This is a genomic window from Bacillus cereus group sp. MG1, assembly GCF_040460035.1.
Taxonomy (GTDB): domain Bacteria; phylum Bacillota; class Bacilli; order Bacillales; family Bacillaceae_G; genus Bacillus_A; species Bacillus_A cereus.
Genome location: NZ_JARVGY010000001.1, coordinates 3,120,774 through 3,138,965, shown reverse-complemented (window position 1 = coordinate 3,138,965; position 18,192 = coordinate 3,120,774). Strand labels below are relative to the sequence as shown.

The following is an 18,192-nucleotide window of genomic DNA, read 5'->3' as shown; positions in this document are numbered from 1 at the left end:
AAAACCATTTTGAGGTGCGCGTTTGCACCCCCACTCCCTATCCCCCCATAAGGCCAGCTTTTCTTTTTTTGATAGGGGGGCTTAAAGTTTCCAGTCGAACTTTTTCTTTTCCTGGTATTTTTCATTTGTTTCTCTTTCTACAATTGGATGACACTTAGAACAAAGTGTATCGATATTATCTGGATCTAATCTTAATGAAGGATTGATTTTAATTGGAACAACATGATGATGATGTGCTTGCTTACCAAACACGAACCTTCCACACCGTTGACACAATCCTTTGTCCCTTTGATAACAGAATGACTTTAAATCTTGCCAGGCTTTTGTACGATAGAATGATCTGTTCTTTGAATACACAACTGTCTTCTTCTGTTTACGTTTATGATTGAGACAGTATCGTCCTTTATCAATTAATGTCTTGCAGCCTTGCTCAGCACAGTACTTCATGATAGTAACTTAATAATGTCTTCTTTCTTTTTAACATCCGCTGGAATCTCAACGTTAATCGATGTAGCATGATCACGTAATTCTTTTACTGTCATATCATCTAATTCAATTACTTTAACATCAATCACTTTATCGTCAGCAAACTTAGCAATCATACTCTTTGGATTTTTAGTTACTTCGAATCCTGGTTCTTCACCAGTTGGAACAAATAGACTTCGCTTTTCTTTGTTATCCCAATACTCTGTACCTGATATTGTTTTTCTAATTTCAGTAATCATTTCCCCCACACCACCTATATAATTTTACATGATAAAAGAGCAACCGTGCACCAGTTGCCCTTTCGTCAAAATCTTATGTTATTACTATAATCGATATTTTCAAGAGTTAACATTCATAAAACTGGGTGTCAGTAAAGTGCAAGTTCTTCAGCGAACTTTATTCTCCTTATTATTTCAGCATGTTTCTTATAAATATAACTAGAACTGTAATTCATATCCTCGGCTATTTCTTCTAATGTCATTCCGTCCACATACTTCATTTTTAATAACTTATTTTCTAATCCTTTGAACTTACTAATCAATTTCAATAAATCACACATTGCATTCATCTTATGAGCTAACTCATATTCGATTGCTTCTATACGCTCTTCTACCTTTGCACCTTCAGATTCAGCAGTTAAACGCACTTCTCGCAAATCACCACTGACCCAGCGTTTTAATTCAGCTTTTGTTTTATCTAAGTTGTAATCTAAGTAATCAATATCTTCTTCTAATTTCTGATAGTCTTTCAGCCAGTCAAACAAATGATGATTCACCTACTTTCTATTAAAAACAACAAATCTCTTAAAACACGTTTATTTTCCTTTCTAAGACGTTTTAATGCTTGTACATCTATTTGTATTCAGAAAGAAATAAAACTTCAAATCACTACGATTCTGACATTCATTTCTATGTCGAAACTCGTCGAACACATTGGATTCTCCTAATGAGTTAAGCCTGGTTCACCTTTTGTCACTAAATCCAGTAATTCATTCAGATTGATACCTGTTTGCACTTCTATTGCAGTTTGATATAAAGCGAATATTGCTGTATTAAAAGCATTGTCGTCCACATCTAAAGCAGCCATAATTAATACAATCAATTTCGCTAAATCCTCTGAATCATATTGAGTGCCAACGAATTGTTTTACAGCTTCTATAAATTTTGTTCCTTCTTCCGTTAATTCACTATCATTCGTAATTGCTTCAAAGTCCTTATCAAATTTGTTAGACATTCGTTAATCTCCCTTTCGATTTATATGTGATATCCTGAGCCGAAGCCCAGGACAAATATTTATTCAGCAACGCTTTCTTCATCAACAATTTTTAATTGACCAGGTGCAACATCAGTTGTTCCATCAGGATTAACGTTATACTCGACACCTTCATGTTGTTCTTCGTAAAACTCATCAATCGACATTTGCGAAGGTTCTAGAGTAATAGAAACATTTTCACCAGCGAATGGATAAAGTTTATTAATTTTATCTTTCGTATCGCCTTTTACATTGAATTTAAGAACTGTTTTCTTGCTATCACGTTGAATAGAAACAAATTCAGCACCAATTGCTTCAACATCGCTTTTCTCCACAGTTAGATAGACAATTGTACCTGGCATTTTTAATAGATCATCAGCATGTGGAAGTTCATCACTTAATACATGAAACATTAAAACTTCCTTTTTATCGTCCTTTTGCATTTTCTTGAATAATACGTTCAAATTTACTTTTGTCATGGTTCTGGCTCCTTTTATATTAGATTGATATTACAACTAAAGTTTCTCTGTTATTTCTGTACGTTTCTGACCTTAGAAAGCTCCTGTTTTCAAGTAATGTTTTGCATGGTAATAAAGGACATGATATATCCAATTGCCAACAAACTTTTTATCTAAAAAGACAATTTCAAAGTCATATTTCACTTTAAAAGTATTGAGCCTACCGAGTAATGCTTTCGGGTTATATCTTGATTTATAATCACCTGTAAGTATTTTTTCATAACCACGTTGGTCCTCCACAATTAAAGTAAATGGAATGTCCTTGGAACGGATCAATTCATTTTCAAATCTTGTTTGTGTATCTTTTTGTAGGTTACTTGTAATTTCATCTATACTCGACTTTCTTTCTATCCGACGATCTAAATAGATATCACGAGGTATTCCAATCTCTTCATTTTTTGGAATCATACAGCCGTAATCACCCGTATCTAATTTTTGAACTTTTACTGGTATATCTTTTTGATGTAAGTAATCACGAATATGTTGGTTTTGTTGTTCTCTTGTATCAATCACGATTGTGAGTGTTTTAAGTATTTTATCTATTTCTTTATCCGTGTAATGGAAACGAATCATTTTGATTCCTCCAGTAACTCTGGGTTTTCGTATATGTTTCCGACTACTTCATGATTCGGGTAATCGTATTTCAATTTCCATAGTTCAGGTCCTTCTTTTAAAGCGAAGCAACCATTCTCAAAATCAACTTCCATTTGCCATCGGGTATCTCCTCGGACTGTAGTGACCTTCAAAATATCCCCTTCATAAATCTCCTTGCCATTCTTGTCTTTTAGACCTGTATATTGCTGTGGATCTAAACACGTCAACCAATTATCATCTTCATTATTTAATATCCACCAATTGATGCCATCTTTTGATATACACTCGCTATAAACCCAATCCGTTCCATCCCAAGCACGGAATTTTATCTCTCTCATTTTCATGCCCCTCTCTTCGCATATAAAACCGCACGTTCATATATCTTTCTTGCCATTGCATTTGATTCATCATTTTCAAATGATCGATAATCCTCATACATGTCTGTCCATCCGTTCTTTGCAAGAATGATTGTCCAGTCATAAAACATTTGTAATGAATCCTCATCAGCAAGCAGCCATTCATTTAATTTTTGATTATGCTGCCATCCGCAAAACTGATGAAAAGTCTTCATGATCGTAATCTTTTCATTACTCGCATCGTCCCAAGATTTAAACCACTCATAAATAGCTTGATAGTTTTGTTCAGCAGCCTTCATAACTTCCGTTGGAATTAAATTTTGTTTTTTTATCGCAACTTGATTATCTTTTTCATCAAGATAGATATTTGCACCTGATTTCCATATTTGGCTCAGGATCATTAATACTTGCATGGAAGTAATCTCACTCCCCATCTTCCAACTTTTCCTTCTCGAACTTTTCTTCTTCTTTTATCGTAAATACCTACATTAAATTTCTTTAATTGATTTCCGAATTTCAATCGAGTTAATGATTCTATTTTGTAAAAGCTGCAATACTTTAAATATCTTTTATATAAATCATCAGTTAATTCGAAACTATTAATATCTCGTTCGATATTTTCTGCTATGAATTTTCCCAACAGGTCCACCACCTTTACTAAACTTGTTACTAAAATGACTGTTTTTTAACTAAAAAAACACCAAAAATTACTCTTTTTTTCATTTAGTAACCCATCTTGAGCCTTACAGCACCAAGGGATTAACCTATATGGTGTTACTTTTGTTACCTAAAAAGTTCAAAGGGACTCCTAATAGAATACTTATATATATATTTATTTTTTGTTTATAGTATTTTTTAATAACAAAAGTAACAAAAAGAATATAAAAAGTACCTTGACCCCTTATGTACCAAGGGTTTCAGGACATTTTAAATGGGTTACTTTTAGTAACACTTTTGCTATTTTCATCGAAATTCAGTAACTTTTGCTGCTTAAAAGTATTTTTTCGGTCGGTTAAAGTAACACCTTTGATGTAATACTTGTTTTTACTGCCACGTTCTCTTTTGAATCCTTGGGATTCTAAAATTCGGTAAAAGGCTCTATTTTTTAATTGATGTTCACCATTTCTAAAACACCAATTCGCATAAACTTCATATAATTCTTTCGCTTCAATTTGGACATCTTCTCTTTTAAAACAACATTCGAACATGAATGGGCCGAGAATATCCATTTCTTCTTTATAATCACCTGTTGCCTTCATAACAATTGCTGGATCGTTTAGTCCCGACTTCTGCCACTTCAAGCAACCCTCAATCGCCCAATTTAGGATTCCTGGCATTTCCAAACTTATTTTTTCTGGTAATTTCTTATCACGTTTCTCTTTTGGTAGTTGTAGGTTAAATGGAACTAAACGGATACGTCTCCAAATCCCTTCATCGACACCTTTGATTACCGGCTTATGGTTTGTAGTAAAGAAAACCTTGAACTCAGGTATGAACTCAAAATATTCTTGTCTAAGGAAACGGGCCAACACTGGTTCTCCACCCGTTATTTGTTTTACAAAAGCTTCTGAGAGTTGTTCACCCTCTTCACTTTCAATTGCAGATACAAAGCGAGCTCCCACTAACCTAGCGATATCGTTATTGGCTCCTGTTTCTTTTTTCTTAATGAAAGTATCTGATTTTGCTTGTTTACCGTATTCCCCCATCAGGTCCTTGATTGTGTTAATAAAGGTCGATTTTCCGTTGGAACCTCCACCAATTAGGAAGACCATTATTTGCTCCGTAATTTCTCCTGTTAGTGAGTAACCAATTAACCGCTGCATGTATTCAGTTAGTTCCTTATCACCTTGGAAAATTTGATCTAAAAAATTAAGCCATTCAGGACACTTTGCATTTTCATCAAAAGCAATATTAGTAATTTTAGTTAAACCAAGTTCCCGATCATGTTGCTGCAGCTTCCCTGTTTTTAAATCAACAATGCCATTTTCAACATTGAACAAGTATTTATACTTATCAAAGTCCTCACGCTCACCTGGAACCAATGGCATAAGATCCTTAATGCTATTCATACGAATATTTCTCCGTTCACACATTCGAGCCCATTTTGTTTCTAATTCATCTTCTGATTTATAAAGACTTCTAAGTACTTTTGCTGTAATTCTTTCAATCTCTTTTTTCGTGTCCAACTTCCAGCGTTTACCGTCCCATATGTACCAGCCAATATCGCTAACATATTTGATTACATGGCCATATTCATATGCGATACGTTCAGCGTTTCCTAATTCAGTTAAACGGAATTTCTTTTTTGGCTTGTCCTCCACAACTTCAACCGCATCTTCATTCATGAAATCAAAAGAAAATTCTTCGAATTGCTGTTTGTTATCTAAAATAGTTGTGGAAGTAGATGAAATGGCTGTTGCTATCGTTCTTTCACCGTATGTTTCATTTGTATCGCTAAAATGAATAACGTCCCATTTATCACGTATAAGGCTTGACTCACGGAACATTGAGTCCATTCGAATTGCTGATTTCCCTGTCCAAAATGCTAAATGATTACATAGAGAAAGGTCACTTGCTGAATGATCATCATTTATTAAGCTGCCATTGTATAACGAGCGAATTTCATCACCATTCTTACTTCTAAACATTCTTTCCCATAGAGCATCATTTGAAATTTTGATTTCGTCTTTTTCAAATTCCGCTAGATTCACACGTCCCTGAATGTCGCTATCGTCAAAATATTTTTCGAATACCTCAGCTAGTTCATCCGTGCGCTCATATACATCATTAGAATTTTCACGGTTTCCAGTGAAGGTAAAGAAACGGCCGTATGAGTAAATTTCCAAACCATGCTTTGTATTTTTCCGTCCAGTACCTAACACAGATTGTGGAAGACCACCTCTAATAATGATGTGAATCCCATTTCCTGATGGCGAAAATTCTGTATAGCTATCTAATGTATCAATAATTTCCGTTGCAAAAACATTTGTTTTTCCGTCCGTGACACACTTATCAATATCGATTCCGATGTAATTGTCTTGCCTACTAAATACAAATCCTATTCCATCATAGTCACCTTCTAAATAGAATTTGACTGCTGTTGCAAACGTGGACCATGTACGTCTGTTATTTGCTTGCGCCATTTCTCCATCTACTTGATACGGTACTTTTGTTGGTTTGCCGTTTCTTTTTTCCTTACGCCATAATATCCATTGCGGAAGGGCCTTTAACTCAGTAGGAATTTCATTAAAATTGTATGGATTTTCTTTCATTGCACCCTCCGTTTATTTTTTATTCTTGTAAATAATCATCAATATCTGCACCTAATGAATTACAAGCTCTTCCGAGCGCTTCACGAAGCTTTTGATTTTCATTAACCAATTGAATAATGTCAGTGTCATCTAAAATTCCGGCTGATTTGTATAAATAAAGTTTTGAAACTCCCAAGCAACTCGATATTTTTGAAAGAGTTTCTGCTGATGGATTTCTTCTTCCCATTTCAACATGTGATAAATACGGTTGTGAAACATCAGTTATCTCTGCAACTTGCATCAAAGTTAATCCTTTGGATTTCCGTAAATTTTTAATTTCTTCACCAATATTTTCATTTTGCAATTTATTAATCTCTGAATATCTATACATTTCATTAATGATTTTCAATCTACGTGGACTCGGTTTTGTTTCGTCACGTTCCCACTTTGAGACAATTGATTTGTTAGCACCATCAATTTTTTCTCCGAACTCTTCTAAAGTAAGCCCTAAAGATAAACGGATTTCCTTTATTTCTTTTCCAGTCAGATCCATATTTTCACCTCATTCACTGTTTTTGAGTATAAAAAAGAGAAGTCGACAAAACCGACCTCTCTATTTAGTTATTTAGAATGGTAAATCATCATCGCCAATAGTAATTGGTTCACCTGTTTGCATTGGGGGATTCACCTTTGAAGTACTATAACTTGATACTTTAGGGAATACACGCCCATCATCTTTTTTATCGTGTGTAATATAGACATTTAAGTGTTTATTGAAAACATCTTTCGCCATTTGTGCAGGACCTTGCGGATTATAATTTTCAGGCATACCACAAGCTAATAAGAATGACTTAGCAATCCCCCTAGCTGTTGGATGCTCAAATGTAAATGTTGTATATTGGACCTTTTGACCTTGATGATCTTGCGGGACATCCGAACGAATTTCAAAATCCACTGTTAATTTGGCTTTTTTATTTTGCGTTAAACCCTCGACAGCATTTAATACAACCACTTCATAATTTCCTACTTCAATTAATGAAAATCCTTTTACTTCTTCTACTTCATCCATTTTGAAAAATGACATTATAATCTCTCCCTTGTATTCGTTATATTTAATTTTTGGATGGTGCTATTAATTCTTCTTGTATGCAACCGAGACGCGTATCTAAATGGTTCTTAGCAAACACGCTTTGATTGCCTTCTAACATAAATCCTCTTGTTCCATCAGCCTTTTTAACTAATTGACCGACAACATGAACGATTCCCATAATGTGATTAACAATCTTATCTCGAATGTCAGGAATGAATTGGTTATACTGTTGACCATCATCATGAGTGATGTTTCTTGTTGTCTCCCAAGCTGTGAAAATAACATTTGCATCTAATGAATTAAATGTTTCTACTAGCTTCAAAAGATGATTATCTAGCAAGCCATAGTCCTTTAATTCCGGCATACCACTTTTAGTCTTTTCAGCTTTTTTTAGTAGCCATAACTTTTGATAATGCGTTAGATTATCGATAAAGATGTTATCGTATTTACTGATGTTGGCTTTTGCGTGTGCGTAGAACTTTAGGATGCTATCATGTGGATTTTCACCATCAATTTTGGCTACGTCTACATTTTCATAACCGGATAACACTTGGCTTGTCCCATCGATATCCAGGACTAATGTTTTACCTGGCAATAATCCAGCAACCGTTGTTTTTCCGTTACCTGGCTTTGAATAGATAATGATTTTTGCTTTTTTACTTTTTGTAATTTGAGAACCATTTGTGATTTCCAATTAATTCACTCCTTCACCATATTTTTCAGAACAAAAATTGAAGCTTCAATGTCCTGGATCTTAATCTCAGTATCTTGAATATTTTGTTCAACGATTGGTTTCTTTTCTATTAACCTTTCTAAATTCCGTTTATAATCATTTAGCCTTTTTTGCTCCACGTCTAAAGTTTTTTCTAATTCTTCAATAGCGGCATTCATTCTACTCACCCGCAACTTTCTTTATGGAATGAGACTCTATATATTGTTTGATGCAATCTGTTTCATCGTGTATGTAATCACCATCAATATCCCGGTACTCTTCACCAAAATAGATTTCTTTCCCACAACTTTTACAATCACTCATAACATCACTTACAACTGAATCATGACAATTTCCAAGTACCATTGAGTTTTCTACTATTGGGTATCCCTCCAATTTTTTCTTCCATTCTTTCTAGAGTATAGAGAGAGTAATAGACAACATTTTCACTTATAAATGCCACTTCATATGGAACTTCTTCTGATTCACGACTCGCTATGATTGGTTTAATCCTGTTTTCACCTAAAATTGCTTCGAATGCTTCATTACTAAGGCGTACTTCATTACCACGAATACTAATGATTCCATCTTCATTTCTACCTTCTCGTATAGCTTGTACAGCTTTAGCAACTGATTTAATATCCATTACTGCCATTCCTCCCCTACAGCTTTTAATGCAGCTTTGCAAATAGCTAAAGGAGCCGATCTTTCATATCCCTGATATTTATCTTTTAGATGTCCACTTGGGAAATGTTCAGTTATAATCACATTTGTCATTCTGTCTTCAATAAATATTTCCACTGATTTAAATGAATCTTGTAATTTATCAACAACTAACCATGCATCTTCCATATTCATACTAAATTTAGGTAATTCACGATGAACCATACCTATTGGCTTAGAAACCCACATTGATTTAAGGATTGATGTTTCAGGTGGTTTAATCCATCCCATAACCTTTTCCGCGACTAATTCATCTATTGGTTTGTCGTTCATTTTTTAGCCTCCTTCTTCAATTCTGCTAACGCATGGAAACAATTATTTCCTGTGTAACGAGCGATACTTAATGCTTCATGTGGTGTATATCCCTCTTCCTCTACTAAGTGAGCAAGACCAGTAACAATTAGCTGTATGCCAAAACTTTTATCTGTTATATCAGCAACTAATTTAGGCGTGATTTCATTAGCCATTTATATCTTTCTCCTAATCTATAAATTTGGAATTATACGAGTTACACCAGTAGTCCGATGGACCAAATGCAATTCCTTATTTACTTTCTTAAAAATCAACCAATCATGTGGATTTAAATTATGTGATTGAATATGAATCTTTTCACGTTTGTTCGGCTTTTTACCGTTCTTCAAGATATAGTCTCTCCTTTACACGAAATCAATTCATGCTATAATAACTGTGAATATTTTTACTTAGATCACCTGTTGGCGCAGGTGGTTTTTTAATGTCCTTTTACCCCTGAAAAATGATGTTTGCTTCATCGGTTTATAATCAGGATTAATTTTTAGAAATGCTTTGTTTTTCTTTCCATTCACTGTGGATTGTCCCATCTCAAATTTCATTGCAATTTCTGCTGTGGTATACCCCTCACCGATGTGCAGAATGATTGACTTTTCTTTTTCTTCCAGCACACTCGTTACTTCTTCAAACTCAATGGATGATATTACTTCTTCTTCCACATCAATTGGAGACACTGCGTAGAATTCGTTTACTGTTTCCTCATCTCGATGTAAATCAATCGAATGAAAATTAATTTGGTTCCTTTCCTCATGACTAACTTTTCTACTTATCTTAAAAGGCATTCCTTTCATGTGAATTTCATCGCTCATTGCCCATTTCATACCTTTCATGACATATGCATTGAATGTTTTCACTCTCTCTGCATCATATTTCACGCAGCACTGCCATAAATGCATACGACCTACTTGAATTAAATCGTCCAACTCCATATTGTTCATTTCTGCAATTTGTGTAGCTCTTGCCATACTTCCAAACCTTTGTTTAATCGCCGCTATCACTAAATGTTGTTTCTCTTCAAACAACTCTTCAGGTGTCATTTTCTTTTACCATCCTTTCTTTAATTATTGAGCTTGATAGCATTGAACTTCGTATTCTTCTGTCAAATATTGTTTTAAATTCTGTTCAAGTACAACATCGCAATCAAACACAAAGTAAGTTTCATCTTTCATAATTTCATTACCATAAAAATCTTCAATTGGATGATCAGGTTCCTTAATGGATTCCTTTTCATCAATGTCTTCCACAAATATTGCATCGATATTGCTCACACTAATGTGGAAGGGAACCTTCGTAGCCGCACCTTCATATTCAATCCCCGATAAAAAACCAAAGCTATTTTTAAATGTTTTAAATTGCTCTACCGTAAAACTTGCTGTTCTACCTGATTTAAAAACTAAAGTTACTTCTTTCATTTAACTCAACTCCCTTTATTAATCTTGATACTTTTTACGACCAGTAATTACATTCGCAAGACCATCTTGATAAGGTACATTTCTTTCTTTTAATCTTCGAGATGCTTCGTTCCTTACTGCCGTCAACAGTTCTGAATGTTGTATCTCGTTTACATTGCATTCACGCATGCTATTTACCACTGCATATTGAACGGCTTCTTCAAAAGCTTGCTTTAAATTTGTAAATACATCGTTTCCATCCTTCAATTAACTCACCTCCTTCATTTTCTTTTCCATTTCAACCCACTCTTGCGGAAATACAATCTTTCCATCGAGTGCATGAACTACAGTAAAATCATCTTCATCGCAAATTCGAACTTCTGGAAAAATTCGTTTTTGTAAAATTACGTAGTTCCAAGTTTCTTGTGCATTCGCAAGATTAACCGCTGGACAAAATTCTCCGTCTTTTTCAATAAAGCAATAACCTTTGAACAATTAACTCACCTCCCTTCGATTTGACACCTTACGGTTCATTTCCCTTAACTGACACTTTGCTTCTAATTCAGTAATAAGTAATAGCGCGGGACTATGTCTCATTTCAGCGCATCTTTTTACAACTTCTGATGCTTTCATTAATTTACTTGCGGATAGTACTCCGTTCATGCGGATTTTCCCCCTTCTTGTTCAACATATGGGTACTTTTCATGGAAAAAGGAAACTGGTACTTTCCCACGTTCAATCCAGTATCCTCTTTCTTTTAATTCATCATTCATGGCTTTAATTCTTATTTGAGCGGTTCTTATACAACCAAGTCCCAGCATTGATTTAACTTCCTTTGAATTATAGAAAAGTTTTTTGTCCATCGTTTAACACCTCCGTTTTAGTACCTTTAAACGGTACTTTGTTTCAAAAAAAATTCATCATCATAAATACCATCATCCACTTGTGGTAATCGAATCATATCTGACGGTATGCCGTATACTAAAGATGCTTTTTTTAACACAGTACCAGGAATAGCAGTAACTCCTCGTTCATAATTACTAAGTGTTTTTGCAGTAACACCAATCTTTTCGGCTGCTGGCTCTTGCTTAAATCCAGCATTAACTCTTGCGGCAGCTAAGGTAATTTGAAACATCTTTTTCAACTCCTTTCGACAAGTTCTGAATTTAATTTACTACCGTTTTACCGAATTGTCAACGGTAATTACACAAAAAAATTCCTTTTAAAAGTAGTTTTACCATTTACAACACTACCGATTTTCGGTATCATAGTATTAGAAAGTGAGGTGAGCAAAGGAATATGAACGCTAATACTTTAAAAATAATTTTTTCAAATAACTTAAAAAAATATTTAAGTCGCAATGGAATTTCTCAAACCGATCTGGCTAACGAACTGAATATACCAGAAACTACTTTTTCTAATTGGATGCAAGCAAAAACTTATCCTAGACCAGATAAAATTCAGATGTTGGCAGATTACTTCAAAGTCACTCGATCTGACTTAACGGAAGAGGAGCAAAGTTACGAATCAGAATGTCCAACAAGTGTTAGAATCCCTGTGTTAGGTGCAATAGCTTGTGGTGTTCCTATACTAGCAGAACATAATTACGAAGAATACAGATGTGAAGCAACAGATCATCTTCCAGGTGGGAATTTAGTTTATCTTAAAGCTAAAGGTAATTCAATGGAACCGACAATACCTGACGGTGCCTATGTAATGGTCCGTGAGCAACCAGATGTAGAATCTGGTGAAATAGCTGCTGTTCTTGTAAACGGAGATACAGAAGCCACTTTAAAAAGGATTAAAAAGCAAGGAGATATAATTATGCTTATGCCAGATAACCCAACGCACAATCCAATGATTATAGATGAAAATAACCCAGCTAAGATAATCGGCAAAGCAATCAGATTTACTCAAGATTTGTAATTCTTTTGCGCAAGAGAATTAAACAGAAGGAGCAGCTAATCTATATACGTTTGCTGCTCTTAACTATATATAAAAGGAGTAACCTTAATGCCTGTTTATAAAGATAAAGAAAGAAAAACCTGGTATTTTAAAGTTAGATATAAAGATATGTACGGTAGAAATAAACAAAAATTAAAAAGAGGTTTTAAAAAACGCGGAGATGCTATTCTGGCTGAAGCTGAATTTGTTGCAAGTATTAAAGATGCATTCACAGATGAAGTGACCTTTGATGAAGTATTTGAACATAATATCAATTTCAAAACTTATAAGCCTAAGACTATTCGTCGTCGTACTAACGAGTATAATCTACATATCAAACCACGTTTTGGTCACATTAAAGTTAAAGATATTAGTACCCAACAAGTTCTAGATTTCCAAAAGTATTTAAGTAGTTCATTAAGTTCTCCTGAAAGCGCAAGAACAGTCTATAGCAATTTCAAAGTATTAATGAATCATGCTAAAAGATTCTATAACCTTCGGTATGATCCGACATTGCAAGTACCAACTATGCCTAGAGGTAAAAAACGAATTGATTTTATTAAAAGAGAAGAGTTTGATAAACGCGTACAAAAATTTAATATGCATTACTATAAAGAGTTAACGATCCTCATGTTTTATACAGGATTACGTGTAGGAGAAGCACTTGCTTTAAAGTGGAGTAATATTGAATTAGCTGAACATCAAATTAACGTTAATAAATCTTGGAGTTTAAATGAGAGAGTTTTAACATCAGTAAAAACAGCTGCAAGTGAAGCAATTGTTCCAATCCCCAAATTATTAGTAGGAATGTTAGGTGAGATAAAAAAAGAATCCGCAGAAAAAACATACGGATTCGATGAAAATCATTTTGTATTTGGTGGTATTACTCCATATCACTATAACCACTATCATAAAAAGTATAAGGAAGTGTTCCCAGAATTACGTATCCATTCATTACGTCACAGTTATGCAGCATATCTTATAAATAAAGGTGTAGATATTTATCTCGTTAAAGAATTAATGCGTCACGAAAATATCAAAGAAACTGCTGATACTTATGGACATTTGTATATTGAACGGAAACAAAAAGCTATGAGCGTATTCGACGACTAATCGGTATCATATCGGTATCATAAAAATAACGATTTGCAATTAGCCGTTGATACACTTATAATCTCTTTATCCTATAGAACCTTCCATCTCAAACTTGATTAGGCGGTTCATTTCAACTGCGTATTCCATTGGAAGTTCGCGAGTGAATGGTTCAATGAAGCCCATTACGATCATTTCTGTAGCTTCTTGCTCAGAAATACCACGGCTCATTAGGTAGAATAATTGTTCTTCTGATACTTTAGATACTTTCGCTTCGTGCTCAAGTGAAACGTAATCGTTTTTGATTTCGTTGTAAGGAATTGTATCAGATGTAGATTGGTTATCCATGATTAACGTGTCACACTCGATGTTAGAGCGAGAGTTTTTCGCTTTTGGTCCGAAGTGTACGATACCACGGTAAGTTACTTTACCACCATGCTTCGCAATCGATTTAGAAACGATTGTTGAAGACGTGTTTGGTGCTAAGTGAATCATTTTCGCACCAGCATCTTGGTGTTGGCCTTTACCAGCAATCGCGATAGATAATGTTAAACCACGAGCGCCTTCGCCTTTTAAGATAACTGCTGGGTATTTCATCGTTAATTTAGATCCGATGTTACCGTCAATCCATTCCATCGTTGCGTTTTCTTCACAAACCGCACGTTTTGTAACTAGGTTGTATACGTTGTTCGCCCAGTTTTGGATTGTTGTATAACGGCAATAAGCATCTTTTTTAATGATGATTTCTACTACCGCACTGTGAAGTGAGTTAGTAGTGTAAACAGGTGCTGTACAACCTTCTACGTAGTGTACGTGTGCGCCTTCGTCTACAATGATAAGCGTACGTTCGAATTGTCCCATATTTTCAGAGTTAATACGGAAATACGCTTGAAGTGGTGTATCAACTTTAACACCTTTTGGAACGTAGATGAATGATCCACCAGACCAAACTGCAGAGTTTAATGCAGAGAATTTGTTGTCTGTTGGTGGGATTACTTTTCCGAAATGTTCACGGAAAATATCTTCGTTCTCTTTTAATGCGCTATCTGTATCTTTGAAGACGATTCCTAGAGCTTCTAGGTCTTCTTTCATGTTGTGGTATACAACTTCAGATTCGTACTGTGCAGATACACCAGCTAAATATTTTTGCTCAGCTTCTGGAATACCTAATTTATCAAATGTTGCTTTAATTTCATCAGGTACTTCATCCCAAGACTTCTCAGATTTCTCAGATGGTTTTACGTAGTACGTAATTTCATCGAAATCTAAGTCGTTTAAGTCGCCGCCCCATTGTGGCATTGGCATTTCGTAGAACTTATCCAGTGATTTTAAACGGAAGTCTAACATCCACTGTGGTTCTTCTTTCATACGTGAAATTTCTTCAACGATTTCTTTTGTTAAACCGCGTCCAGCACGGAAAATCGAAACGTCTTTGTCTTTGAAACCATATTTATAATCGCCGATATCTGGCAGTTGCTTCGCCATGTTGGTGTGTCCCTCCTTAGATAACCTCGTTTTTAGGAACCTTTAACATTACTTATCTTCGTTTAAGCCCTTTTCTAACGCTTTCCACGCTAATGTTGCACATTTAATACGTGCAGGGAACTTGCATACGCCTTGTAATGCTTCAATATCTCCTAAATCGATGCTGTCATCGTACTCTTTTCCTAGCATCATGTCAGAGAAAATTTTCGAAAGCTGAAGTGCTTCTTCAATTTTCTTACCTTTTACTGCTTGTGTCATCATTGAAGCTGAAGACATTGAGATTGAACATCCTTCGCCTTCAAACTTCGCCTCTTGCACAATACCTTCTTCTACTTTCATCGTAAGTTGAATACGATCGCCGCAAGTTGGATTGTTCAAGTTAACGGTAACACTATCTTCTAATACGCCATGGTTACGAGGATTTTTATAATGATCCATAATAACTTGACGATATAACGTATCTAAATTATTAAATGACATTTGTGAAATACTCCTTTGTCTTGATTAGCGAGTCAACAAATGTATCAATTTCTTCTTTTGTATTATATAAATAGAAGCTCGCACGTGCTGTTGAAGAAGCTTTTAGCCACTTCATAAGCGGTTGTGCACAGTGATGTCCTGCGCGAACTGCAATGCCTTCTACATCTAATACAGTCGCTACATCGTGAGGATGTACGTCTTCAATATTAAATGTAACAAGACCAGCGCGATGCTTTGGACCATAAATTATAACGCCATCTACTTCTGATAGTCTTTCTAAAGCGTATTGCGCTAATTCATGCTCATGCTTTTCAATATTATCAAGACCGATTTCTTCTAGGAAATCAATTGCCGCACCAAGTCCGATTGCATTACCGATAATCGGTGTACCTGCTTCAAACTTCCACGGAAGCTCTTTCCAAGTAGATTCTTGTAAATCTACGAAATCAATCATTTCACCACCAAATTCAATTGGCTCCATATTGTTTAGCAATTCTTTTTTACCATATAATACGCCGATACCTGTAGGGCCACACATCTTATGAGCAGATAATGCGTAGAAATCACAGTTTAAATCTTGTACATCTACTTTCATGTGAGGTGTACTTTGTGCACCGTCAACGACCATAATTGCGCCATTTTCGTGTGCAATTGCTCCGATTTCTTTTACAGGGTTAATCGTTCCAAGTACGTTAGAAACATACATGATAGAAACGATTTTTGTATTCGGTGTAATTGTTTGACGAGCATCTTCTATTGAAATTGTCCCATCTGGTTGAAGCGGAAGATATTTTAAAGTTGCACCAGTTTTCTTCGCAACTTGTTGCCACGGAATGATATTACTATGGTGCTCCATGTAAGAAATAACGATTTCATCGCCCTCTTTTACATTTTCAAGACCATAGCTAGCCGCTACTGTATTTAATGCAGTTGTCGTTCCGCGCGTGAAAATAATCTCTTCCATTGATTTCGCATTGATAAACTTGCGAACTTTCTCACGTGCACCTTCATACGCGTCGGTAGCTTTCGTACCGAGCGTATGAACACCGCGATGCACGTTAGAATTATATTCTTTATAGTAACGTTCTAACGTTTCAATGACTTGAATTGGTTTTTGAGAAGTTGCTGCACTATCGAAATAAACAAGTTGTTTGCCGTTCACTTTTTGATCAAGAATTGGAAACTGTTTGCGTATTTCATGAATATTCATTAGCGAACTTTCCTTTCAATTACCTCAACAAGCTGTGCCTTTACTCCTTCAATTGGAAGCTCATTAACTACAGGTGCTAAGAATCCATGGATGACTAAACGTTCTGCTTCGCGTTTTGGAATACCACGGCTCATCAAGTAGTATAGTTGGACTGGATCTACGCGACCTACTGAAGCTGCGTGACCTGCCATTACATCATCTTCGTCGATTAAAAGAATTGGGTTTGCATCACCGCGAGCTTTTTCATCTAACATAAGAACGCGAGAAGATTGTTGTGCATTTGATTTAGATGCACCGTGTTCAATCTTACCAATTCCGTTAAAGATAGATGTTGCACTATCTTTTTGTACACCGTGTTTTAAAATCCAACCTTCAGAATGTTTACCGAAGTGAACAACTTTAGTTGTAAAGTTTTGTGTTTGGTTGCCACGGCCAATTGTTACTGTTTTCGTATCAGCATATGAACCGTCGCCCATTAAGTTCGTAACGTTCTCTGAAATTGTGTTTCCGTCATTCATAAGGCCTAGAGCCCAATCAATACGGCCGTCGCGTCCTACAACGCCGCGGCGGTTAACGTAAGTTGTTACGTCTTTTGCTAATAGATCAACTGCACCGAATTTCACTTGTGCGCCTTGTTCCACGATTACTTCTGCTACGATATTTGCAATACCTTTAGCATTTTCATTTGCAACATAGTTTTCTACATAAGTTGCAGTACTGTTCGCATCAGCTACGAATAGTACGTGGTTATATACGTTAGCTTCTTCGCCGTCTACTAAGAATACAGCTTGAAGTGGAGTTTCAAGAACAACGTTTTTCGGAACATATACGAATGCACCACCGTTGATTAATGCAGCATGAAGTGCAGTTAGACGATGCTCGTCTACTTTCACGCCGTCTTTCATTAAGTACTTTTGTACTAGTTCAGCATGCTCAGTTGCTGCTGTTACGATGTCTGTAAAAATAACACCTTTTTCTTTTGCTTCGTCTGCTAAAGAAACGAATGCAGTTGTACCAGTGCGTTGTACTAATACGCTGTTATTTTCATCGATTAAGTTTTTCACTGCTTCTGGAAGTTCAGTTAAAGAACTTACAGGCTCTTGCTTAGCAGCGTCGCCTTTTCCGATAAAGTCCCATTTGTCAATTTTCGTTTTATCAGGCGTTGGCATTGGAAGTTCAGTTGCTTGTGCAAGAGCTTGTAAGCGGAACTCAGTCAACCAAGCAGCTTCGTTTACTTCGCTTGCGCGTTGACGGATTGTTTCTTGATCGAAAGGTAATGTACCGATTGTCATGTTTATGC

Annotated in this window: 32 protein-coding genes; 2 read left to right on the top strand and 30 right to left on the bottom strand. The window is 35.6% G+C overall.

What is annotated here, in order from left to right; translation table 11 throughout:
- Positions 1-81 precede the first annotated feature (81 nt).
- The 26 genes from QCI79_RS16320 to QCI79_RS16195 form a co-directional block, all read right to left on the bottom strand.
- Positions 82-447 carry an HNH endonuclease gene (locus QCI79_RS16320; protein WP_021727763.1) on the bottom strand — a complete coding sequence of 122 codons (366 nt, stop codon included), beginning with the start codon at positions 445-447 and terminating at the stop codon, positions 82-84.
- Positions 444-725: a hypothetical protein gene (locus tag QCI79_RS16315; RefSeq protein ID WP_021727762.1), complete on the bottom strand. Its 282-nt coding sequence runs from the start codon at positions 723-725 to the stop codon at positions 444-446. Before QCI79_RS16315 ends, QCI79_RS16320 begins: the two co-directional genes overlap by 4 nt.
- Before the next feature lie 128 nt (positions 726-853).
- On the bottom strand, positions 854-1,249 hold the full coding sequence (locus QCI79_RS16310) for a DUF1492 domain-containing protein (RefSeq protein WP_000460730.1): 396 nt from the start codon (positions 1,247-1,249) through the stop codon (positions 854-856).
- A 179-nt stretch (positions 1,250-1,428) separates the two neighbouring features.
- Positions 1,429-1,719: a hypothetical protein gene (locus QCI79_RS16305; RefSeq protein ID WP_021727761.1), complete on the bottom strand. Its 291-nt coding sequence runs from the start codon at positions 1,717-1,719 to the stop codon at positions 1,429-1,431.
- A gap of 59 nt (positions 1,720-1,778) precedes the next feature.
- Positions 1,779-2,216, bottom strand: coding sequence for a hypothetical protein (locus QCI79_RS16300; RefSeq protein ID WP_021727760.1), 438 nt, complete (start codon positions 2,214-2,216; stop codon positions 1,779-1,781).
- 72 nt (positions 2,217-2,288) lie between these two features.
- A complete protein-coding gene (locus QCI79_RS16295) occupies positions 2,289-2,828 on the bottom strand; it encodes an ERCC4 domain-containing protein (RefSeq protein WP_021727759.1) in 540 nt (179 codons plus the stop codon).
- Complete coding sequence (locus tag QCI79_RS16290; protein WP_023901218.1) at positions 2,825-3,187, bottom strand: YopX family protein; 363 nt, start codon at positions 3,185-3,187, stop codon at positions 2,825-2,827. The genes QCI79_RS16295 and QCI79_RS16290 overlap by 4 nt, the downstream gene beginning before the upstream one ends.
- Positions 3,188-3,189: 2 nt before the next feature.
- On the bottom strand, positions 3,190-3,618 hold the full coding sequence (locus QCI79_RS16285; RefSeq protein ID WP_021727757.1) for a hypothetical protein: 429 nt from the start codon (positions 3,616-3,618) through the stop codon (positions 3,190-3,192).
- Positions 3,606-3,845 carry a primase-like DNA-binding domain-containing protein gene (locus tag QCI79_RS16280; RefSeq protein WP_021727756.1) on the bottom strand — a complete coding sequence of 80 codons (240 nt, stop codon included), beginning with the start codon at positions 3,843-3,845 and terminating at the stop codon, positions 3,606-3,608. The genes QCI79_RS16285 and QCI79_RS16280 overlap by 13 nt, the downstream gene beginning before the upstream one ends.
- 277 nt (positions 3,846-4,122) lie before the next feature.
- Entirely contained in the window at positions 4,123-6,477 is a 2,355-nt protein-coding gene (locus QCI79_RS16275) for a phage/plasmid primase, P4 family (protein ID WP_021727755.1), read from the bottom strand.
- A gap of 19 nt (positions 6,478-6,496) precedes the next feature.
- Positions 6,497-7,009, bottom strand: coding sequence for a helix-turn-helix domain-containing protein (locus QCI79_RS16270; protein WP_021727754.1), 513 nt, complete (start codon positions 7,007-7,009; stop codon positions 6,497-6,499).
- A 72-nt stretch (positions 7,010-7,081) separates the two neighbouring features.
- The gene (locus QCI79_RS16265; RefSeq protein ID WP_021727753.1) at positions 7,082-7,540 is read right to left on the bottom strand and encodes a DUF669 domain-containing protein; all 459 of its coding nucleotides are present in this window, start codon (positions 7,538-7,540) and stop codon (positions 7,082-7,084) included.
- A 28-nt stretch (positions 7,541-7,568) separates the two neighbouring features.
- The gene (locus QCI79_RS16260; RefSeq protein ID WP_021727752.1) at positions 7,569-8,240 is read right to left on the bottom strand and encodes an AAA family ATPase; all 672 of its coding nucleotides are present in this window, start codon (positions 8,238-8,240) and stop codon (positions 7,569-7,571) included.
- 5 nt (positions 8,241-8,245) lie between these two features.
- On the bottom strand, positions 8,246-8,437 hold the full coding sequence (locus QCI79_RS16255) for a hypothetical protein (RefSeq protein WP_021727751.1): 192 nt from the start codon (positions 8,435-8,437) through the stop codon (positions 8,246-8,248).
- 1 nt (position 8,438) lies between these two features.
- Positions 8,439-8,624, bottom strand: coding sequence for a hypothetical protein (locus QCI79_RS16250; RefSeq protein WP_021727750.1), 186 nt, complete (start codon positions 8,622-8,624; stop codon positions 8,439-8,441).
- Complete coding sequence (locus QCI79_RS16245) at positions 8,602-8,904, bottom strand: hypothetical protein (protein ID WP_021727749.1); 303 nt, start codon at positions 8,902-8,904, stop codon at positions 8,602-8,604. The genes QCI79_RS16250 and QCI79_RS16245 overlap by 23 nt, the downstream gene beginning before the upstream one ends.
- The gene (locus tag QCI79_RS16240) at positions 8,904-9,254 is read right to left on the bottom strand and encodes a BC1872 family protein (RefSeq protein WP_021727748.1); all 351 of its coding nucleotides are present in this window, start codon (positions 9,252-9,254) and stop codon (positions 8,904-8,906) included. The genes QCI79_RS16245 and QCI79_RS16240 overlap by 1 nt, the downstream gene beginning before the upstream one ends.
- Positions 9,251-9,448, bottom strand: a complete 198-nt coding sequence (locus tag QCI79_RS16235) for a hypothetical protein (RefSeq protein ID WP_001262629.1) — start codon at positions 9,446-9,448, stop codon at positions 9,251-9,253. The genes QCI79_RS16240 and QCI79_RS16235 overlap by 4 nt, the downstream gene beginning before the upstream one ends.
- Before the next feature lie 18 nt (positions 9,449-9,466).
- Entirely contained in the window at positions 9,467-9,622 is a 156-nt protein-coding gene (locus QCI79_RS16230; protein ID WP_021727747.1) for a DUF6906 family protein, read from the bottom strand.
- Positions 9,623-9,682: 60 nt separating this feature from the next.
- Complete coding sequence (locus QCI79_RS16225; protein ID WP_016097904.1) at positions 9,683-10,327, bottom strand: sigma-70 family RNA polymerase sigma factor; 645 nt, start codon at positions 10,325-10,327, stop codon at positions 9,683-9,685.
- Positions 10,328-10,351: 24 nt separating this feature from the next.
- Positions 10,352-10,702 (bottom strand): YqaI family protein, encoded by a 351-nt coding sequence (locus QCI79_RS16220; protein ID WP_021727746.1) that lies wholly within the window; start codon positions 10,700-10,702, stop codon positions 10,352-10,354.
- An 18-nt stretch (positions 10,703-10,720) separates the two neighbouring features.
- Positions 10,721-10,948, bottom strand: coding sequence for a hypothetical protein (locus QCI79_RS16215; RefSeq protein ID WP_021727745.1), 228 nt, complete (start codon positions 10,946-10,948; stop codon positions 10,721-10,723).
- A complete protein-coding gene (locus tag QCI79_RS16210) occupies positions 10,949-11,176 on the bottom strand; it encodes a hypothetical protein (RefSeq protein ID WP_021727744.1) in 228 nt (75 codons plus the stop codon). It lies immediately after the preceding gene.
- Positions 11,177-11,344 (bottom strand): hypothetical protein, encoded by a 168-nt coding sequence (locus tag QCI79_RS16205; protein WP_023901215.1) that lies wholly within the window; start codon positions 11,342-11,344, stop codon positions 11,177-11,179.
- Positions 11,341-11,544 carry a hypothetical protein gene (locus QCI79_RS16200; protein WP_021727743.1) on the bottom strand — a complete coding sequence of 68 codons (204 nt, stop codon included), beginning with the start codon at positions 11,542-11,544 and terminating at the stop codon, positions 11,341-11,343. The genes QCI79_RS16205 and QCI79_RS16200 overlap by 4 nt, the downstream gene beginning before the upstream one ends.
- Before the next feature lie 26 nt (positions 11,545-11,570).
- Positions 11,571-11,816 carry a helix-turn-helix domain-containing protein gene (locus QCI79_RS16195; protein WP_021727742.1) on the bottom strand — a complete coding sequence of 82 codons (246 nt, stop codon included), beginning with the start codon at positions 11,814-11,816 and terminating at the stop codon, positions 11,571-11,573.
- Between the two features lie 164 nt (positions 11,817-11,980).
- Between QCI79_RS16195 and QCI79_RS16190 the strand changes: the two genes are divergently transcribed.
- Together QCI79_RS16190 and QCI79_RS16185 are read left to right on the top strand one after the other, a co-directional pair.
- Entirely contained in the window at positions 11,981-12,607 is a 627-nt protein-coding gene (locus QCI79_RS16190) for a LexA family protein (protein ID WP_021727741.1), read from the top strand.
- Between the two features lie 87 nt (positions 12,608-12,694).
- Complete coding sequence (locus tag QCI79_RS16185) at positions 12,695-13,738, top strand: site-specific integrase (protein ID WP_021727740.1); 1,044 nt, start codon at positions 12,695-12,697, stop codon at positions 13,736-13,738.
- A gap of 66 nt (positions 13,739-13,804) precedes the next feature.
- Here QCI79_RS16185 and sufB read toward each other — a convergent pair whose 3' ends face one another.
- Genes sufB through sufD form a run of 4 tightly spaced genes read right to left on the bottom strand, consistent with a single transcriptional unit; the run spans position 13,805 to position 18,184 of the window.
- Entirely contained in the window at positions 13,805-15,202 is a 1,398-nt protein-coding gene (gene sufB, locus QCI79_RS16180) for a Fe-S cluster assembly protein SufB (protein ID WP_001118827.1), read from the bottom strand.
- Between the two features lie 48 nt (positions 15,203-15,250).
- Entirely contained in the window at positions 15,251-15,682 is a 432-nt protein-coding gene (sufU, locus tag QCI79_RS16175) for a Fe-S cluster assembly sulfur transfer protein SufU (protein ID WP_000009523.1), read from the bottom strand.
- Positions 15,672-16,892: a cysteine desulfurase SufS gene (gene sufS / locus QCI79_RS16170; RefSeq protein WP_021727830.1), complete on the bottom strand. Its 1,221-nt coding sequence runs from the start codon at positions 16,890-16,892 to the stop codon at positions 15,672-15,674. Before sufS ends, sufU begins: the two co-directional genes overlap by 11 nt.
- Positions 16,892-18,184 (bottom strand): Fe-S cluster assembly protein SufD, encoded by a 1,293-nt coding sequence (gene sufD, locus QCI79_RS16165; protein WP_000152167.1) that lies wholly within the window; start codon positions 18,182-18,184, stop codon positions 16,892-16,894. The genes sufS and sufD overlap by 1 nt, the downstream gene beginning before the upstream one ends.
- Between the last annotated feature and the right edge of the window lie 8 nt (positions 18,185-18,192).

Excerpts from the sequence above, each read along its gene's own strand:
- QCI79_RS16320 (WP_021727763.1), bottom strand. The coding sequence starts at position 447 with ATGAAGTACTGTGCTGAGCAAGGCTGCAAGACATTAATTGATAAAGGA.
- QCI79_RS16315 (WP_021727762.1), bottom strand. The coding sequence starts at position 725 with ATGATTACTGAAATTAGAAAAACAATATCAGGTACAGAGTATTGGGAT.
- QCI79_RS16305 (WP_021727761.1), bottom strand. The coding sequence starts at position 1,719 with ATGTCTAACAAATTTGATAAGGACTTTGAAGCAATTACGAATGATAGT.
- QCI79_RS16300 (WP_021727760.1), bottom strand. The coding sequence starts at position 2,216 with ATGACAAAAGTAAATTTGAACGTATTATTCAAGAAAATGCAAAAGGAC.
- QCI79_RS16295 (WP_021727759.1), bottom strand. The coding sequence starts at position 2,828 with ATGATTCGTTTCCATTACACGGATAAAGAAATAGATAAAATACTTAAA.
- QCI79_RS16290 (WP_023901218.1), bottom strand. The coding sequence starts at position 3,187 with ATGAGAGAGATAAAATTCCGTGCTTGGGATGGAACGGATTGGGTTTAT.
- QCI79_RS16285 (WP_021727757.1), bottom strand. The coding sequence starts at position 3,618 with ATGCAAGTATTAATGATCCTGAGCCAAATATGGAAATCAGGTGCAAAT.
- QCI79_RS16275 (WP_021727755.1), bottom strand. The coding sequence starts at position 6,477 with ATGAAAGAAAATCCATACAATTTTAATGAAATTCCTACTGAGTTAAAG.
- QCI79_RS16270 (WP_021727754.1), bottom strand. The coding sequence starts at position 7,009 with ATGGATCTGACTGGAAAAGAAATAAAGGAAATCCGTTTATCTTTAGGG.
- QCI79_RS16265 (WP_021727753.1), bottom strand. The coding sequence starts at position 7,540 with ATGTCATTTTTCAAAATGGATGAAGTAGAAGAAGTAAAAGGATTTTCA.
- QCI79_RS16255 (WP_021727751.1), bottom strand. The coding sequence starts at position 8,437 with ATGAATGCCGCTATTGAAGAATTAGAAAAAACTTTAGACGTGGAGCAA.
- QCI79_RS16250 (WP_021727750.1), bottom strand. The coding sequence starts at position 8,624 with ATGGTACTTGGAAATTGTCATGATTCAGTTGTAAGTGATGTTATGAGT.
- QCI79_RS16245 (WP_021727749.1), bottom strand. The coding sequence starts at position 8,904 with ATGGATATTAAATCAGTTGCTAAAGCTGTACAAGCTATACGAGAAGGT.
- QCI79_RS16240 (WP_021727748.1), bottom strand. The coding sequence starts at position 9,254 with ATGAACGACAAACCAATAGATGAATTAGTCGCGGAAAAGGTTATGGGA.
- QCI79_RS16235 (WP_001262629.1), bottom strand. The coding sequence starts at position 9,448 with ATGGCTAATGAAATCACGCCTAAATTAGTTGCTGATATAACAGATAAA.
- QCI79_RS16225 (WP_016097904.1), bottom strand. The coding sequence starts at position 10,327 with ATGACACCTGAAGAGTTGTTTGAAGAGAAACAACATTTAGTGATAGCG.
- QCI79_RS16220 (WP_021727746.1), bottom strand. The coding sequence starts at position 10,702 with ATGAAAGAAGTAACTTTAGTTTTTAAATCAGGTAGAACAGCAAGTTTT.
- QCI79_RS16205 (WP_023901215.1), bottom strand. The coding sequence starts at position 11,344 with ATGAACGGAGTACTATCCGCAAGTAAATTAATGAAAGCATCAGAAGTT.
- QCI79_RS16200 (WP_021727743.1), bottom strand. The coding sequence starts at position 11,544 with ATGGACAAAAAACTTTTCTATAATTCAAAGGAAGTTAAATCAATGCTG.
- QCI79_RS16195 (WP_021727742.1), bottom strand. The coding sequence starts at position 11,816 with ATGTTTCAAATTACCTTAGCTGCCGCAAGAGTTAATGCTGGATTTAAG.
- QCI79_RS16190 (WP_021727741.1), top strand. The coding sequence starts at position 11,981 with ATGAACGCTAATACTTTAAAAATAATTTTTTCAAATAACTTAAAAAAA.
- QCI79_RS16185 (WP_021727740.1), top strand. The coding sequence starts at position 12,695 with ATGCCTGTTTATAAAGATAAAGAAAGAAAAACCTGGTATTTTAAAGTT.
- sufB (WP_001118827.1), bottom strand. The coding sequence starts at position 15,202 with ATGGCGAAGCAACTGCCAGATATCGGCGATTATAAATATGGTTTCAAA.
- sufU (WP_000009523.1), bottom strand. The coding sequence starts at position 15,682 with ATGTCATTTAATAATTTAGATACGTTATATCGTCAAGTTATTATGGAT.
- sufS (WP_021727830.1), bottom strand. The coding sequence starts at position 16,892 with ATGAATATTCATGAAATACGCAAACAGTTTCCAATTCTTGATCAAAAA.
- sufD (WP_000152167.1), bottom strand. The coding sequence starts at position 18,184 with ATGACAATCGGTACATTACCTTTCGATCAAGAAACAATCCGTCAACGC.